Source organism: Lentiprolixibacter aurantiacus (assembly GCF_026241225.1).
In the GTDB taxonomy this organism is placed as follows: Bacteria; Bacteroidota; Bacteroidia; order Flavobacteriales; family Flavobacteriaceae; genus Lentiprolixibacter; species Lentiprolixibacter aurantiacus.
This window is the reverse complement of sequence record NZ_JAPFQP010000002.1, coordinates 524930-540925: the sequence shown is the minus strand read 5'-3', so window position 1 is coordinate 540925 and position 15996 is coordinate 524930. Positions and strand designations below refer to the sequence as shown.

General features: G+C 44.2%; 11 protein-coding genes. 10 read left to right on the top strand and 1 reads right to left on the bottom strand.

What is annotated here, in order from left to right; all coding sequences use genetic code 11:
• From OO016_RS09475 to OO016_RS09435, 9 genes are all read left to right on the top strand, one after another.
• A partial coding sequence (locus OO016_RS09475) for a carbohydrate binding domain-containing protein (protein ID WP_266012940.1) occupies window positions 1–629 on the top strand: 629 nt, incomplete at its 5' end.
• A gap of 150 nt (window positions 630–779) precedes the next feature.
• Complete coding sequence (locus OO016_RS09470) at window positions 780–2321, top strand: sugar porter family MFS transporter (protein ID WP_266012937.1); 1542 nt, start codon at window positions 780–782, stop codon at window positions 2319–2321.
• 32 nt (window positions 2322–2353) lie between these two features.
• Window positions 2354–5794, top strand: coding sequence for a 1,3-beta-D-glucan phosphorylase, GH149 family (locus OO016_RS09465; protein WP_266012934.1), 3441 nt, complete (start codon window positions 2354–2356; stop codon window positions 5792–5794).
• A 53-nt stretch (window positions 5795–5847) separates the two neighbouring features.
• Window positions 5848–7596 (top strand): glycoside hydrolase family 3 protein, encoded by a 1749-nt coding sequence (locus OO016_RS09460; protein ID WP_266012931.1) that lies wholly within the window; start codon window positions 5848–5850, stop codon window positions 7594–7596.
• A gap of 67 nt (window positions 7597–7663) precedes the next feature.
• On the top strand, window positions 7664–8959 hold the full coding sequence (locus tag OO016_RS09455) for a glycosyl hydrolase family 17 protein (protein WP_266012928.1): 1296 nt from the start codon (window positions 7664–7666) through the stop codon (window positions 8957–8959).
• A 17-nt stretch (window positions 8960–8976) separates the two neighbouring features.
• On the top strand, window positions 8977–10494 hold the full coding sequence (locus OO016_RS09450) for a glycoside hydrolase family 30 protein (RefSeq protein ID WP_266012925.1): 1518 nt from the start codon (window positions 8977–8979) through the stop codon (window positions 10492–10494).
• Window positions 10495–10510: 16 nt separating this feature from the next.
• Window positions 10511–12073, top strand: coding sequence for an MFS transporter (locus OO016_RS09445; RefSeq protein WP_266012922.1), 1563 nt, complete (start codon window positions 10511–10513; stop codon window positions 12071–12073).
• Window positions 12074–12121: 48 nt separating this feature from the next.
• Window positions 12122–13012, top strand: coding sequence for a glycoside hydrolase family 17 protein (locus tag OO016_RS09440; protein ID WP_266012919.1), 891 nt, complete (start codon window positions 12122–12124; stop codon window positions 13010–13012).
• Between the two features lie 221 nt (window positions 13013–13233).
• Window positions 13234–14523 carry an alpha/beta hydrolase family protein gene (locus tag OO016_RS09435; protein ID WP_266012917.1) on the top strand — a complete coding sequence of 430 codons (1290 nt, stop codon included), beginning with the start codon at window positions 13234–13236 and terminating at the stop codon, window positions 14521–14523.
• Between the two features lie 74 nt (window positions 14524–14597).
• Here OO016_RS09435 and OO016_RS09430 read toward each other — a convergent pair whose 3' ends face one another.
• Window positions 14598–15356 (bottom strand): hypothetical protein, encoded by a 759-nt coding sequence (locus OO016_RS09430; protein WP_266012914.1) that lies wholly within the window; start codon window positions 15354–15356, stop codon window positions 14598–14600.
• Between the two features lie 180 nt (window positions 15357–15536).
• Here OO016_RS09430 and OO016_RS09425 point away from each other — a divergent pair, with 180 nt between their 5' ends.
• Window positions 15537–15986, top strand: a complete 450-nt coding sequence (locus OO016_RS09425) for an RrF2 family transcriptional regulator (protein WP_266012911.1) — start codon at window positions 15537–15539, stop codon at window positions 15984–15986.
• Window positions 15987–15996: the final 10 nt, after the last annotated feature.

Genomic DNA, 15996 nt, shown 5'->3' with positions numbered 1-15996 from the left:
CAGCCGGCGCTGAAGGACCGTTACCGGACAACCCAACGATCAACCAGATCATCTTTGACGTTCTGGGTGATGGGGTAGAGGCGACTATCTTTGTAGATAATGTATTTTTCTATACGGTCGGTAGCGGTGGTACCGGCAGTAATCTGGCCTCTAATGGTGATTTTGAAACGGGCGATGAGACCGGCTGGTTTGTCTTCCAGAATGGAGGAACAGCTGCATTGGACAACACCTTAAGTAATGGCGGTACATGGTCTGGTAAACTTACCGTTGGTGAATCTGGTGGAAATCCGGCTTTCAAGCAAGAAAGGATCGGCGCAGGAACTGTTGCAGCAGGAGATGTAGTTCAGGTTCAATTTGACCACATTGGATCTATTGTTCAACCTGGAGCTGCTGTTAATGTGCTTCTTTTTGGTGAAGGAGCCACTGGTGTTTCTTTCACTCAAGTACTTACCCCTGGACCAGTATTGGAGAATACATGGACAACATATACGGGTACCTTTACAATTCCTGGCGGTACTGATGTGACAGATGGAATTTCATTCCTGATAGAAACAGTATGTGGAGCTGGAGTAACTGGCTGCAGCGTTACTATGAATATTGATAATGTTTCAGTAACGCTTAATCCGTAATTAAATTTAAATAGCATGTTAATGGCAGAGATACTTATCTCTGCTGTTAACATGTTCTTATTAAGAAGAGCATTTTAAGAAACTCATTATTCTTGGCCTTTATTAATAAAGTTAATAATAGCGCTATATTGGTATTTTAATCAAATACCTATGGAAAAGCATGATATAGCAATAAAAATGAACAAATCCTATACCGTCCTGATCAGCCTTATTGTGGCTTTGGGAGGGTTCCTTTTAGGATTTGACAGTGCGGTAATTTCGGGAGCCGTAAGGGGAATTACGGTATATTTTGAAATGACCGATGCCATGCTCGGCTTTGCAGTAGGCTGTGTGATCTTCGGTGCCATGGCCGGAAACCTCCTGGCCGGACCCATGGCAGACCGCTTTGGCCGTAAATCGGTATTGATTGTTGTAGCGGCATTATTTGCTATTTCTGCCTCCTGGTCGGCCCTGGCAACCGGATATACCGAGTTTATCATTGCCCGGATCATTGGAGGCGTGGGTATCGGGGGCGCCATTTTGATAGCTCCCATTTACATTGCCGAAATTGCCCCGCCAAAACTAAGGGGAAGCCTGGTTTCCTTTAACCAGCTGAATATTGTAATCGGTATTTCAGTAGCCTACTTTTCCAATTACTTCCTGGTTAACCTGGGTGAGGATAGCTGGCGCTGGATGCTTGGGGTAGAAGCCATTCCGGCACTAATTTACTTCCTTTCTCTTTTCACCGTGCCCAAAAGCCCCAGGTGGCTTATCCTGAAATTCAACAAGGTAGATCTGGCCCGTAGCATTACTGCTAAAATAGGCGGTGAGGCCTATGCAGAAGCTACGGTAGCAGAAATTCAAGGAGGCCTTGCCAAAAAAGAAAAGAAAGGCAGACTTGCTGATCTTTTTCAAAGTAAGTATGGGACCATAATGACCATTGCCCTTGGGGTAGCATTTTTCCAGCAGATCACAGGGATCAATGCCATCTTCTATTACGCTCCAACCATATTTGAACAGGCAGGCGGAAGTACAGATTCTTCCTTTTTACAGGCCATTGTTGTAGGCCTTACCAACCTTGTATTTACCCTGGTTGCCATCTGGCTGATAGACAGGCTTGGCAGGAAACCCTTATTGCTGATTGGAACCACTTGCATGACCATAGCCCTGTTACTAGCAACCCTGGCCTTTAACAATGCAACCTATACTTTTGATCAATCAACCTTAAATAAAATAGAAAACGTTGAACTTAGGGATAAGCTGGATTATCTGGACGGGAACACTTTTAGCAGTCAGTCTGAACTTTTCGAAGCGCTTGAAGGCAAACTGGATAATGCCTCATTCCTGGATTTTAAACGCAATCAGATCACCAATTTTATCAGCGTAAATGCAACGCTTGTACTGGTCGCCATACTGCTCTATGTAGCTGCCTTTGCTATTTCCCTGGGCCCCGTGATGTGGACCCTTATTTCGGAAATATTCCCAACAAAGATCAAAGGGATTGCGATTTCGGTAGTCGGGTTCTTCAATTCCCTGGTGAGTTTCTCGGTAACGCAGATATTTCCCTGGGAACTTACCAACCTGGGCCCAACAACTACTTTTGCGCTTTACGCCCTCTTGTCGTTTATTGCGATCTTATTTGTCTACCGCTACGTGATAGAAACCAAGGGCAAATCCCTGGAGCAGGTAGAGGAATTATTGATAAGACCTTGAAAACAACTAACCAAGAAGTTGAGTTAAAACTCATGGAAGAAAAAAACACAAATAGTTCAGAACTAACCCGTGTCCATATTGGGGACGATGTATTTTATAAAATTTCGAATAGCGATTCATTGCGTCCATTTTTTATGAGCATTGTAAGCGATTCCAATCACTGGATGTTTATTTCCAGCAACGGTGGACTGACGGCAGGTAGAAAAAACGCTCAGTTTTCGCTCTTTCCCTATTATACGGATGACAAGATTACAGAATCTACAGAGGTAACCGGGAGCAAGACCATTTTACGGGTAAAAACCAATGGTGAAACCGCTTTATGGGAACCTTTTTCCGAGCGATTATACGGTGTTTATAATATTACACGTAACCTCTATAAAAGCATTTACGGGAATAAGATCCTCTTTGAAGAGATCAATCACGACCTGGGGCTTACCTTCAGCTATGAATGGAACTCCAGCAACGTTTACGGTTTTGTAAGGAAATCTTCATTGCGGAATAATGGGGATGCACAATTGGAAATCAGCCTGATTGACGGTATCCAGAATGTATTGCCCTACGGTGTGGGGAGCGATCTGCAGAACAGGCAGAGTAACCTGGTTGACGCCTACAAAAGGACCGAACTCCTAAAAAGTTCAGGACTTGGGATCTTTGCCCTTAGCGCGATAATTGTGGATAAGGCTGAGCCAAGTGAGGCACTGAAGGCCAATGTCGCCTGGTCGCTGGGAATGGAAAATCCAACCCACCTCTTGTCATCACTTCAGCTGAACACATTCAGAAAAGGTAAACCGGTACATGGAGAAACCGATGTAAAAGCAGAGAAGGGAGCCTACCTCCTGCATAAGGAAATGACTCTGGACTCCGGGGATGAAAAGAAATGGACCATTGTGGCCAACGTAAACCAGGACCATTCGGCCATAGCAGAACTCTCAAAATCCATTGAAGAAGACGGTCAGCTCCTCCAAAAGCTGGAAGAAGACATAGATTTGGGTACACAACGACTCATCATGCTAAATGCTTCTTCAGATGGTTTACAGTACACCCGTGATCAACTGAGGGATACACGGCATTTTTCCAATACCCTTTTCAATATTATGAGGGGTGGGATCTTTGATGACAATTATAATATTGAAAAATGGGATTTTAAGAAATACCTGCGCAAGGCCAACCTGGAAGTATTCAGTCAATTTGAAAAAGCCGTTGATGCACTTCCGGAAGTATTTTCTTTATCCCGGCTTAAAGCCTTATCGGCAGGTGCAGACGATAATAACTTCAAACGTCTATGCCTGGAATACATGCCTTTGAAATTCAGCAGGAGGCACGGAGACCCCAGTAGGCCCTGGAATGTTTTCTCAATCAATACGCGAGACGAGGTAGACGGTTCCAAAATACTGGATTACGAGGGAAACTGGCGCGATATATTCCAGAACTGGGAGGCTCTTGCACTTTCTTACCCGGAATTTATTGAAAGCATGATCCATAAATTCCTGAACGCCACCACCTTTGACGGCTATAACCCTTACAGGGTAACCAAAGATGGGTTCGACTGGGAGACCATAGAACCTGATGATCCATGGTCCTATATCGGCTATTGGGGAGATCACCAACTCATCTATCTGCTCAAATTCCTCGAATTTGCGGAAGACCTTGCGCCCGGAAGGCTGGAGAGTTATTTTGACCAGGATCTCTTTGTGTATGCCAATGTACCCTACAAGATCAAAGCCTATGAAGATTTGCTTAAAGATCCTAAGGATACTATCGAATTCGATGAGTCCCTGGATCATCAGATACGAAGGAAAAGGGCAGAGTTGGGAGCAGATGGTGCTTTGATCTACAGTGCATCCAATGATATCTATCGCGTAAATTTCGTTGAAAAGATACTTGCCACTGTATTGGCCAAGATATCCAATTTTATTCCTGAAGGCGGTATCTGGATGAACACCCAGCGGCCTGAATGGAACGACGCCAACAACGCTTTGGTGGGTAATGGAGTTTCAATGGTTACGCTGTATTACCTGAGAAGGTTCCTGAATTTCCTGAACGATTTATTTGATAATTCAAAGGCCGAAGAAGTAGCCGTTTCCAAAGAATTAGCAGCATTTTTCAAGGGCGTTGTAGCCACACTTGAGGAGAATCAGTCTGCCCTGGAAGGTTCGATCAGTGATAATGAACGGAAAACAATACTGGATGGCCTGGGACAGGCCGGAAGTGATTATCGCAAGAAGATCTACAGCAGTGCATTCTCCGGAGAGAAGCAGGCAATCAGCCTTTCTGATTTAAAGTCCTTTGTTTATGTAAGCATGCAGTATTGCGAACACGCCATTAAGGCAAACAGGAGGGAAGACCGTTTGTACCATGCCTATAACCTTATGACGGTGGAAAATGAGGAAGAAGTATCCATATCCTACCTCAGTGAAATGCTGGAAGGTCAGGTAGCTGCCCTGAGTTCAGGAGCCTTGACCTCTGAAGAGGCACTGGACCTTTTGGACGGACTTAAAAACAGTGCGTTATTCCGTCCGGATCAGTATAGTTACTTGCTTTATCCAAATAAAAATTTACCACTTTTTGCGGAGAAGAATACCATCCCGGACGAAATCATTGAACAGTCGGGACTTTTAAAGGAACTATTAGCAAAAGGAAATGCTCAAATAGTTAAAAAAGATATAGATAACAAGGTTCATTTCAATGGTAACTTTAAAAATGCAAATGATCTTAAGGAGGCCTTAAATACACTGGACGCTTCAGGTATTGCTTCCCTCAACGAACAGGAAAAGCAAGGAGTTTTAAAGGCCTTCGAATCTGTATTCAACCACAAGGCGTTCACGGGAAGATCGGGTACATTCTTTGGCTATGAAGGCCTGGGGTCCATTTACTGGCATATGGTATCTAAATTGCTCCTGGCCGTACAGGAAGTCTGTTTAACTGCCATTGAAGAAGAAGCAGATCCTGTAATTGTTGGAAAGTTACTTGAGCACTATTATGAGATCAATGAAGGAATTGGTGTACATAAGTCGCCCGAATTATATGGAGCTTTTTCCACCGATCCTTATTCACACACACCGGAGGGTAAGGGTGCCCAGCAACCCGGTATGACGGGCCAGGTCAAGGAAGATATACTGAGCCGGTTCGGGGAATTGGGTGTGTTTATCAGAAACGGAAAACTGTGTTTCGATCCCTGCCTCCTGAGGAAAAATGAATTTCTCAAGGAGCAAAAGGCTTTCACCTATGTAAATCTTGGAAGAGAGCAGGTTGAATTGCAATTGGAACCCGGTTCCATATGCTTTACCTATTGCCAGGTACCGGTAATCTACAAGATAGCAGATGAGGAAGGCATGGAGATTAGTTTTAGTGATGGTTCCGAAACTAACAGCGATTCTCTGGAACTCGACACTGAAAACAGCAGGAAACTTTTTGAAAGAACAGGAGAAATTAATTTGATTAAAATTTACCTCAAAGAAGGAAGGTTGAGGTAAAAGCAAACGGTTAGATACTAACCTGTATTCTAATCTTAAGCCACGCAGGAATTATGCGTACTGAAATAAGAGAAGATTTGCAAATAGAACGTAAAGTTGAGGCGCTGCTAGCCAAAATGACCCTCAAAGAAAAGATAGGTCAGATGACGCAGGTACGCCATTTTGATGATATTGATGATGAAGATGTAGCCCGGAAGCATATTGGTTCAATTATCCATACGCAAGGGCCTACACCCGGTCATAATGCTGCGGAATGGCAGGCTCGATTCAGGGAACTCCAGGAAATTGCCCTTTCAACCCGAATGGGAATTCCTTTGCTCTTTGGGGTCGATGCCATTCATGGTCAGAACACCTATGAGGGGGCCACCATCTTCCCGCATAATATCGGGCTGGGTGCCACGGGAAATGCCAGGCTTGTAGAAAAGGCTGCCGCAATTACCGCCAAAGAGGCTCAGGCCACCGGATTCAACTGGGTTTTTTCTCCCTGTGTAGCCATACCTTATAACGAAAAATGGGGGCGCGTTTATGAAGCCTTTTCGGAAAGTACGGCCCTTACTACCAAGCTTACCAGGGCTTCCGTAACAGGGCATCAGGGTATACTTTCGGACAAGGGTACCGTTATGGCAACCGTAAAGCACTTTATAGGCGACGGGTCTACCGAGTATGGGGTAGAAGGGGGCGAAACCTCCCTTACACCCAAACATGTGGAGGAACGATTACTCCCGCCCTATGAGGAAGCAGTGAAAAGTGGGGTAGGTTCTGTGATGACTTCCTTCAATACATTAGATGGGATACCCATGCATGCCAATAAGGCCATGATTACAGATCTCCTGAAACAAACATTGAAGTTTGATGGTATTGTCGTGTCCGATTGGAAAGGTTATTCTAAATATGGCCAGAACGACATTATCAATGCAGGGGTAGATATGGTTATGGCGGTTGATGGGGACCTGCAGGAGTTTCACCAGGTATTGAATCAGGGGATCAGTTCAGGAGAAGTACCTATGGAACGTATAGATGATGCGGTCAGGAGGATTCTCAGGCAGAAGTTCCGTCTGGGCTTATTTGAAAATCCTTTTCCGGATTCTGATTTAATTGCAAGTATAGGATGTGATAGCCACAGGGAAGTAGCCCGGCAGGCGGTCCGGGAATCCCTGGTCCTGCTAAAGAATAAGGCTAACTTGCTTCCGCTGGACAAGAAGATAAAACGAATTGTTGTGGTGGGCGAACATGCAGATAACTCCGGACTACAGTCCGGTGGATGGACAATTAACTGGCAGGGTTCTACTGAAAATTATCAGGGCGCCAGTACCATAATTGACGGAATTCGTGAGGCGGCATACGGCGAAGTGGTTTATGACGTGGCTGGTGTTGACAAGCATCCGGATGCCGATGTTGCCATAATCTGCGTGGGTGAAAAACCTTACGCAGAATTCTTTGGGGATGTTGGGCATGAGGAGAGTGATTGCCAGTTAACCTTAACCCGGGAACATAAAAATTATATATCACATTATGTAGCCCAGGGAATACCCACGGTTGTGGTTTTAATGTCTGGAAGACCCCTGGTGGTTACGGAAGAGCTGGAAATGGCAGATGCCTTTATCGCAGCCTGGTTGCCCGGGTCTGAGGGCAGGGGGGTTGCCGATGTGCTTTTTGGAGACTACAATTTTACCGGTAAGCTCCCGCATTCCTGGCCGGAATCAGAAGTAGATTATGAAAATAAATACGGACCCAATTTCTGGCAGAAAAAGCCTGAACCGCTTTTTCCAATCGGTTTTGGATTGGAATATCAAAAAAGTTAACTATTGCAAACGGGTATGGGGATCAAAATAAGCCGAAGCGCTGCATGGAACAAAATTAGAGTCGATTATGAAAACATTAAAAACCATATTACTGACGGCTGTAGTTCTGCTAGTAATGGTTACATGTAAAGAAGGACAAAAAGAGGATGCCAAGGACATAACCCAAACAGACAAAGAAGTGACTGCGAAAGATATATTAGGAAATCCGGAATATTTAGCCATCTCCTATGGGGGCTACCGGGCCAATACCCGTGAAATACAACCCACCCTGGATGAGCTGAAGGAAGATATGAAGATTATGTCTGCCATGGGGATTAAAGTGCTACGCACCTATAACGTGCAACTTCCGCATGCCTCCAATATCCTGAAGGCGATTAGCGAGCTTAAACAGGCGGACCCTGAATTTGAAATGTATGTGATGCTGGGCGCATGGATCGATTGCCTGAATGCCTGGACAGGCCAGGTACCCGACCATAACCTCGAAAGCGAGCAGAATGAAGGGGAAATAAACAGGGCCATTGCCCTTGCAAATAAGTACCCGGATATTGTAAAAGTGCTTGCGGTTGGTAATGAAGCCATGGTTAAATGGGCAGAAGCTTATTATGTGCAGCCAAAAGTAATCCTCAAATGGGTAAACCGTCTGCAAGATTTAAAGAAGGCCGGCAAATTACCCGGGGATCTATGGATAACCAGCTCTGATGATTTTGCATCCTGGGGCGGGGGAGACCCTATGTACCATACGGAAGACCTGGCAAGGCTGGTAAAAGCGGTAGATTATATTTCAATGCACACCTATCCCTATCACTATTCACATTATGTTCCCGAGTTCTGGTGGGTTCCTGAAGAAGAGCAGGGATTGTCTGATATTCAGAAAATAGAGGCTGCAATGATACGTGCCAGGGAAACAGCCATTTCCAAGTATGATTCCGTGGTGAATTATGTGAAGAGTCTGGGCGTTGATAAACCGATACATATTGGTGAAACGGGCTGGGCTACGGTTTCCAGTGGATATTACGGCCCTGAGGGTTCCAAAGCTACAGATGAATATAAAGAAGCGCTCTATTACAAGCATATGCGCGAATGGACCAATGCCAATGGTATTTCCTGTTTCTATTTTGAGGCTTTTGACGAGAAGTGGAAAGACGCCCACAACAAAAAAGGTTCTGAAAACCACTTTGGCCTATTTACGGTAGATGGGAAAGCAAAGTATGCGTTGTGGGACCTGGTGGACCAGGGAGTTTTCAAAGGCCTTACCCGAGATGGCAATCCGATTACCAAAACCTATAATGGTAAAAAAGAGAAGCTTATGAAAGATGTGCTGGTGCCACCCACACAGCAGGAGCATACCATGGCACATCATTAGAATAAATTCGGGGGAAAATGAAAAACATAACCAGCAAACTAATAATACTATTGATTTTGACACTTGTGGCTTGTAGTACACCCGAAAAAAAATTAACCGTTGAGGTTTATGAAACTTCCGCCGGGGGTAATAAAATGACTCCGGTTACCGCAGTAGAGGCAGGCGAGAAGGTTTTACCGATAAAGTTGCTTCCACAAGAGAAATTCCAGACCATTACCGGTTTTGGAGGTTCTTTTACAGAAGCTTCGGCTTACTTGCTCAATAAATTAGGGCCAGAAAACCGAAAGAAAATTATTAATGCCTATTTCGGGTCGGATGGTGCCAGATATTCCCTTACAAGGACGCATATGAATTCCTGCGACTTCTCGGTGAGCAATTATTCCTATGCCCCCGTGGAAGGGGATCTGGATCTTACCCATTTTTCCATAGAGGAGGACCTGGACGATATCATCCCCATGATCAGGGAAGCTATGGAAGTGTCCGAAGATGGATTTAAGATTATGGCTTCTCCCTGGACCGCACCGCCCTGGATGAAGGACAACAAAGATTGGCGTGGCGGCAAACTATTGCCGGAATATTACGATACCTGGGCCCTGTTCTTTTCTAAATACATAGATGCATACAAGGCTGAGGGTATAGATATCTGGGGCTTTACCGTTGAGAACGAGCCCCTGGGGAATGATAACAACTGGGAAAGTATGCATTATACCCCCCAGGAAATGACTGATTTTGTAAAAAACCACCTGGGCCCACGTTTAGAGGCGGATGGTCATGATGTTAAGGTGCTTGGGTACGACCAGAACAGGGGGGAAGAGCTTAAAGAATGGGTAGATACCATGTTTCAGGATGAACTTTCCCGAAAATATTTTGACGGGACAGCAGTACACTGGTATGCCAGTACATTCGACTGGTTTCCCGAAAACCTGCAGGCGGCCCATGCAGCGGCACCGGATAAGCACCTGATCCAATCCGAAGCCTGTGTGGATGCCGAAGTTCCAAAATGGCAGGACGATCAGTGGTACTGGTCTAAGGAAGCAACCGACTGGGGTTGGGACTGGGCTCCGGAGCAGGATAAGCACCTGCACCCCAAATATGTACCGGTATATCGATATGCCAGGGATATTATTGGATGCCTTAATAACTGGGTAGATGGCTGGATAGACTGGAATATGGTACTCGATAAGCAGGGCGGCCCCAACTGGTTTAAAAACTGGTGTGTGGCTCCGGTAATCGTTGATCCGGATCAGGATGAGGTGTATTTTACACCCCTGTACTATACCATGGCCCATTTCAGCAAATACATACGTCCCGGTGCCGTAAGGATCGGATTTGAGCATGCGGAGGATTCATTGATGGTTACGGCGGCTCAAAACCCCGACGGTTCCATTATAGTGGTGATGCTGAATCAGGACGAGGAATCCAAACAAGTTTCCCTGGCATTGGGAGGGGAAAACACAGATACGATTCAAATTAGTGGCCAGGCCCTTCAAACCCTGATCATACCTGGCTACAAGACTAAAACGAATACCAACTAATTAATACTCAAAAATTATGTCAACTTACAAAACCGCAGCAAAAGATAAGGTGCCTATTACCCAAAAGGCGGCATTTGGAGCTGGACATTTTGTCCTGAACCTCTTACCGGGGGCCTTAGGGTTTTTTATGTTCTTCCTGCTTACCGCGTTTGGAATGGACCCTTTCCTGGCAGGACTACTTGGGGGCTTACCCAGAATATTTGATGCCATTACGGATCCCATAATGGGATTCATCTCGGACAATACCAAATCCAAATGGGGGAGAAGGAGGCCGTATATATTCCTTGGAGCAATTGCCAGTGGTATCTTGTTCGCCCTTTTATGGCAACTGGATGCAGAGAATGGGCAAACCTATAATTTCTGGTATTTCCTGATCCTGTCGCTGATTTTCCTGATTGGTAATACAATGTATGCTACCCCGCTCGTTGGATTGGGCTATGAAATGACCTCTGACTACAACGAACGTACACGCCTGATGGCTTTTGCGAACACTATAGGGCAGGTTGCCTGGATGATAGTGCCATGGTTCTGGGTGATCATTGCCGATCCCGATATCTTTGCAGATCAGGCGGTTGGGGTCAGGCAACTTTCAATGATAGTTGCAGGAGTATGTATTGTACTGGGTGTTCTTCCCGCAATTTTCTGTAAGGGTATTGATTCTTCCCATATGGAAAACAGGAAAGAGATCAACCTAAAATCTTTGGCCTCCAATTTGAAAGACCTGTTTAAAGGAATCGTTCAGGTATCTAAAAACAAACCTTTTATGAAGCTTTGTGGAGCCACCTTCCTTGTTTTTAATGGATTCCAGATGGTGGCAGCATTCAGCGTTTATATCATTGTTTTCTACATGTTTAACGGTGATTACGGTATGGCCGGTACATGGCCGGCATGGTTCTCCACCATTACAGCAGTATTGACAGCCTTTGTAGTAATACCCATTATCTCCTGGATGTCAAATAAATGGGGAAAGCGCAAGGCATTTATTATTTCAACGGTACTTTCTATTATCGGTTACTTGTTAAAATGGTGGGGATTTGATAATTCATTAAACGCCCAGTTCAATGAAACCTCAGTAGGTCAGGCCTTGAATAATGGAGTGGGATCCTTATTTGAGTGGATGAATCCGTTCCTGGAAAGTGTTGGGATGTCTTGGTTTAGCATTGATACCAGCCAGGGGGCACCATGGCTCATATTTATCCCCATACCACTGATCGCATTTGGATTGGGAGGCCTGTTTACTTTGATGATGAGTATGACGGCTGATGTGTGCGATTTAGATGAATTGGAGAACGGAATGCCGAGAAAAGAAGGTACTTTTGGCGCTATTTACTGGTGGATGGTAAAATTAGGTCAGGCCCTGGCATTGGTACTTGGAGGTCTGGTCTTGAAAATGGTAGGATTTATTTCAGATGCGGAAACGCAGACCCTGGAAACCATGACCAATTTAAGGATCGCAGATATTGTAATCCCGGCGGTAACTGCGGGTATTGCTATCCTGGTAATGTGGAAATACAGCCTTAATGAAGAACGGGCTCGTGAAATTAAAGAAGCGCTGATAGCCCGTCGTGGGGAGCTATAAGCAGAGATTGAAAAATAGATTAATAGAAACGATTAAAAAGGAACACTTATGTCCTACATAAGAAAAGAAAAACGATTGGCACTTGCGGCACTAGATTATGCCGGGATGTCTAAAAAGGATTTGCAAAAATTAGCACGCGAGATCCTTGAGGAAGGAATGCATGGCCTGTGTTTTAGCCCCTATGAAGAGGGCCAGAAACCTGGAGATCAAATCTCTGAGGAACAAATTAGAAGGCGCATGGAGATCATTGCACCCTATACGGATTGGATACGTTCGTTTTCCTGTACGGAAGGAAACGAAGAAATTCCCAGGATAGCAAGGGAATTTGGTATCAAATCCATGGCCGGTGCCTGGCTTGGAGACGACCCTGAGATCAATGCAAACGAAATCAAAAACCTGATTGAAATAACCAACCAGGGCTATGTGGATATCGCCGCGGTGGGGAATGAGGTTATGCTGCGGGGCGATTTGAATGAAGACCAGTTACTGGACTTTATCCAACAAGTTAAAGACGGAATTAATGTAGATGTGCCTGTGGCCTACGTAGATGCTTATTACGAGTTTGCTGAACGACCCCGAATTGCGGATGCCTGTGATGTGATCCTTGCAAACTGCTATCCTTTCTGGGAAGGCTGCGATATGGATTATTCCCTGCTTTACATCAAAGATATGTACCAGCGGGCCTTACGTGCAGGAAACGGTAAGAAAGTAATTATTTCAGAAACCGGATGGCCCAGTCAGGGTACCAGCCTGGAGGGAGCGTATCCATCCTATGAAAATTACCTGAAGTATTTCATGAATATGATGAAGTGGGCCCAGGAAGACGATATTGAGATCTTCTACTTCTCCTCTTTCGATGAATCCTGGAAAGTTGGAGCCGAAGGAGATGTAGGTGCCTATTGGGGTCTTTGGGATAAGGATGAGCAATTAAAATTTTAGAACTTAACTCTTTAAAAAAAGAAAAAGCTTCCTGATAAATGGGAAGCTTTTTTAGTTGGGGGGACGAGAGGGTTAAAACGAACCTTTAATTAATAATGGATTGTTAAATTACGTAACAAGCAGTACTACAAACAGTCTATTATAGATAAAGATTCAATCACCAGGCGAGCTTATGCTAAATTTATAATAATGGTAAATACACTGGTAAAACTACTGGAAATATGAAAAAGCTATTCGGATTACTTTTAGCTTCAATACTCCTGCTATCTTGCTCAGGTACCGAAAACACCAAAGATATAGAGGGAAAATTCACAGGAGATTTTAATTATGGCAACTTCAGCGATAATATTTCTTTTGAAATAGATAAAGATTCTACGGCCTGGCGAGTATCATTCTCCAGTCTGGAACAAAACGCTATTCAGATACCCGCAAGAAATGTTGTGAGCATAGGAGATTCCATTAACTTCATTTTACAAAGCGACCAGTACACCTACACCTTTAAGAACAAATGGCATGCTAAAGAGGCTTCTCTAACAGGGTCTTTGACTGTAGACACGCTAACGGTTAATTATAACCTAAAGAAGGAATTGGATGCTGAAGCCCATAAAGTTCAATCTCAGGATATCGTATTTCAATCCAATGGGCTGCTATTGTCTGGAACCATATGGAAACCTGGAAATGCTAATAATAAAGCTCTTGTTTTTGTTACTTCCTCTGGTCCGGGAGATCGGAGTGGCTCTAGGGCCGAAGCTATCTATTTTGCCCAAAAAGGTTATACGACCTTTCATTATGACAAAAGAGGGACCGGTATTTCACAAGGTGATTGGTATACGGCAACGATGGATGAACTGGTAATGGACGATGTCAATGCTATTAAATATTTTACCAAAAAGACCAATATTCCTATATCGCAAATTGGAATTAAGGGAAGTAGCCAGGGAGCAACCAAGGTGCCCAAAATTCTGGGAGAATTAGAAGAACTCCGTTTTGGTATTGCTGTTAGTTGCCCAGGCAGCTCTTTGCTGGAGAGTGATCTGAACTATTGGAAGAACAGGAACCGGGAAATTCTGGGAGACAATCTTGAGGCAGCCAGTTTGTTTCAGAAACAAGTGTTTCAACATATAGCCGGGACTGTTTCAAGGGCTGATCTGGAGAAGTCAATACAAACCAAAAAGTCGGCTCCCTGGTTTTCTTCGGTGTGGGTTCCCAACCTTGATGAGATAACCATTGATGAGAAGTTGCTCTTTAATCCATTGCCGTATTTTGAAAAGATAAAACAGCCTGTATTGATTATTCAGGGGATGGCTGACGAGATTATACCGCCAAATAGCCATAAATTAATTAGCGTAGCACTTGAAAAAGCAAATAATGAAGATTTTAAGCTTGTAATACTGAAGGGTGCAAATCATTCTATGCACCATACCGGGAAAACAGACTTTCCATATTGGGCCAAGCTACACGATGATTATTTGGACTCCATGGCCAGTTGGCTGGAGATGATACGGGATTAGGCTTTTCTTTGAATAATGTGGTACAAAAAAAGCTTCCTGAGGAACAGGAAGCTTTTTTATTATGTAACGGAAAATTAATCATCCAGGAGATCAATTGCCGTTTTGATGCGCTCCCTGATCATGTGAGCAAGTTCATTGTTGCCATCTGGGTCTTCAGGGCTGATTTCAATGGTACCGTCTTCGTTTCCATCTACTGCCTGGGAAAGGTCGATACCTGCTACCACATCGAAGATGAGCGACAGGTCGAATTCAATTGAAATCCCTTCCGTATTATTGTTGATGGTGATATCGAATTCAGGCTCTTCAAAGTCTACTTCAACTTCATCTTCGAAATCGTGCCAGAAAATAAAGAGTACATCATTCACAGTACCCTCAATGAGTACAGATTTACCGAACAGATTGCTTTCTGGATTAGTACTTCGGTCAAATTTAAATTCCAGTTCTTCAAATTCCCCATTGGGCACATCCACGGCAAGGAAGCTGATCTCACCAGCAAGCAGATCCAACTCAAAAGGACCTTCCAGCTCAAATTCATCCTCAAAGTCGTAATACCCGTCATCGTCCCAGGAATCGTCATCAATTTCTGACTCAGTTTCAATTTCCAGTTCCCAGTCGTCCATTTCCAGCTCAAATTCAGTGATATTAACCAGGAAGGTACTTACAAAAACATCGGTATTGACCGATCTTGCGGAACCTGCTTCCTTAGCGGAACCTGAAGTCTGATTAACAGCGGCCCTGGCACTTACTTTCAGGGTTCCCATTCCATCAGCTTCATCATTGGAGCAGCTAACGAATAAAAAGGAAAATGAAAATAAAACCAGTAGTGATCTCATAATAGATTTTAAGGTAAACATAGCATTTAGATTTAATGATTCGGGGGTATAACAATCAAGTATTGGCATACCCTACTTCAAAAACGATTTTTTCGATGAAATGGTATCTTTTGCATCGGTCAAAAATCATCTATGATAAAACGACCTTTTAGTTATCTTTAAAAACTCAATTTAGATCATATGTTATCCAACGCCTGTAAATATGCCATAAGGGCTGTGATATACCTCGCATTGCACAGTGATGAAAAGGCCAGACATGGGGTAAGGACGATTGCCGAAGAACTGGAAATGCCCCAACCTTTTCTGGCGCAATTATTACGGAAACTGGCAACAAATAGATTGGTATCCTCTGTAAAAGGTCCGGGAGGGGGCTTTTTCCTGGATCAATCCAATCGGGATAATACCATATGGGAAATAATAAGCGCCATTGACGGCACGTATAAATTTGATGAATGCTTTCTGGGCCTTTCAAAATGTGACGATGTTAATCCCTGTCCGGTACATCATCTTGTTTCCCCATTTAAGGATGAACTACTGCAGGACTTCCGTCAGAAAACAATCGCTACACTGGCTGAGGAAATAGAGGAGAAGGGGAGGGTTATTTCCCTGAAGGGGTTCCTCGAAAAGTAAACCCATATTT

Bases quoted from the DNA above. Each gene is read 5' to 3' on its own strand.
- OO016_RS09430 (WP_266012914.1), bottom strand. From the start codon at position 15,356: ATGAGATCACTACTGGTTTTATTTTCATTTTCCTTTTTATTCGTTAGC.
- OO016_RS09425 (WP_266012911.1), top strand. From the start codon at position 15,537: ATGTTATCCAACGCCTGTAAATATGCCATAAGGGCTGTGATATACCTC.
- OO016_RS09460 (WP_266012931.1), top strand. From the start codon at position 5,848: ATGCGTACTGAAATAAGAGAAGATTTGCAAATAGAACGTAAAGTTGAG.
- OO016_RS09440 (WP_266012919.1), top strand. From the start codon at position 12,122: ATGTCCTACATAAGAAAAGAAAAACGATTGGCACTTGCGGCACTAGAT.
- OO016_RS09470 (WP_266012937.1), top strand. From the start codon at position 780: ATGGAAAAGCATGATATAGCAATAAAAATGAACAAATCCTATACCGTC.
- OO016_RS09450 (WP_266012925.1), top strand. From the start codon at position 8,977: ATGAAAAACATAACCAGCAAACTAATAATACTATTGATTTTGACACTT.
- OO016_RS09455 (WP_266012928.1), top strand. From the start codon at position 7,664: ATGAAAACATTAAAAACCATATTACTGACGGCTGTAGTTCTGCTAGTA.
- OO016_RS09435 (WP_266012917.1), top strand. From the start codon at position 13,234: ATGAAAAAGCTATTCGGATTACTTTTAGCTTCAATACTCCTGCTATCT.
- OO016_RS09465 (WP_266012934.1), top strand. From the start codon at position 2,354: ATGGAAGAAAAAAACACAAATAGTTCAGAACTAACCCGTGTCCATATT.
- OO016_RS09445 (WP_266012922.1), top strand. From the start codon at position 10,511: ATGTCAACTTACAAAACCGCAGCAAAAGATAAGGTGCCTATTACCCAA.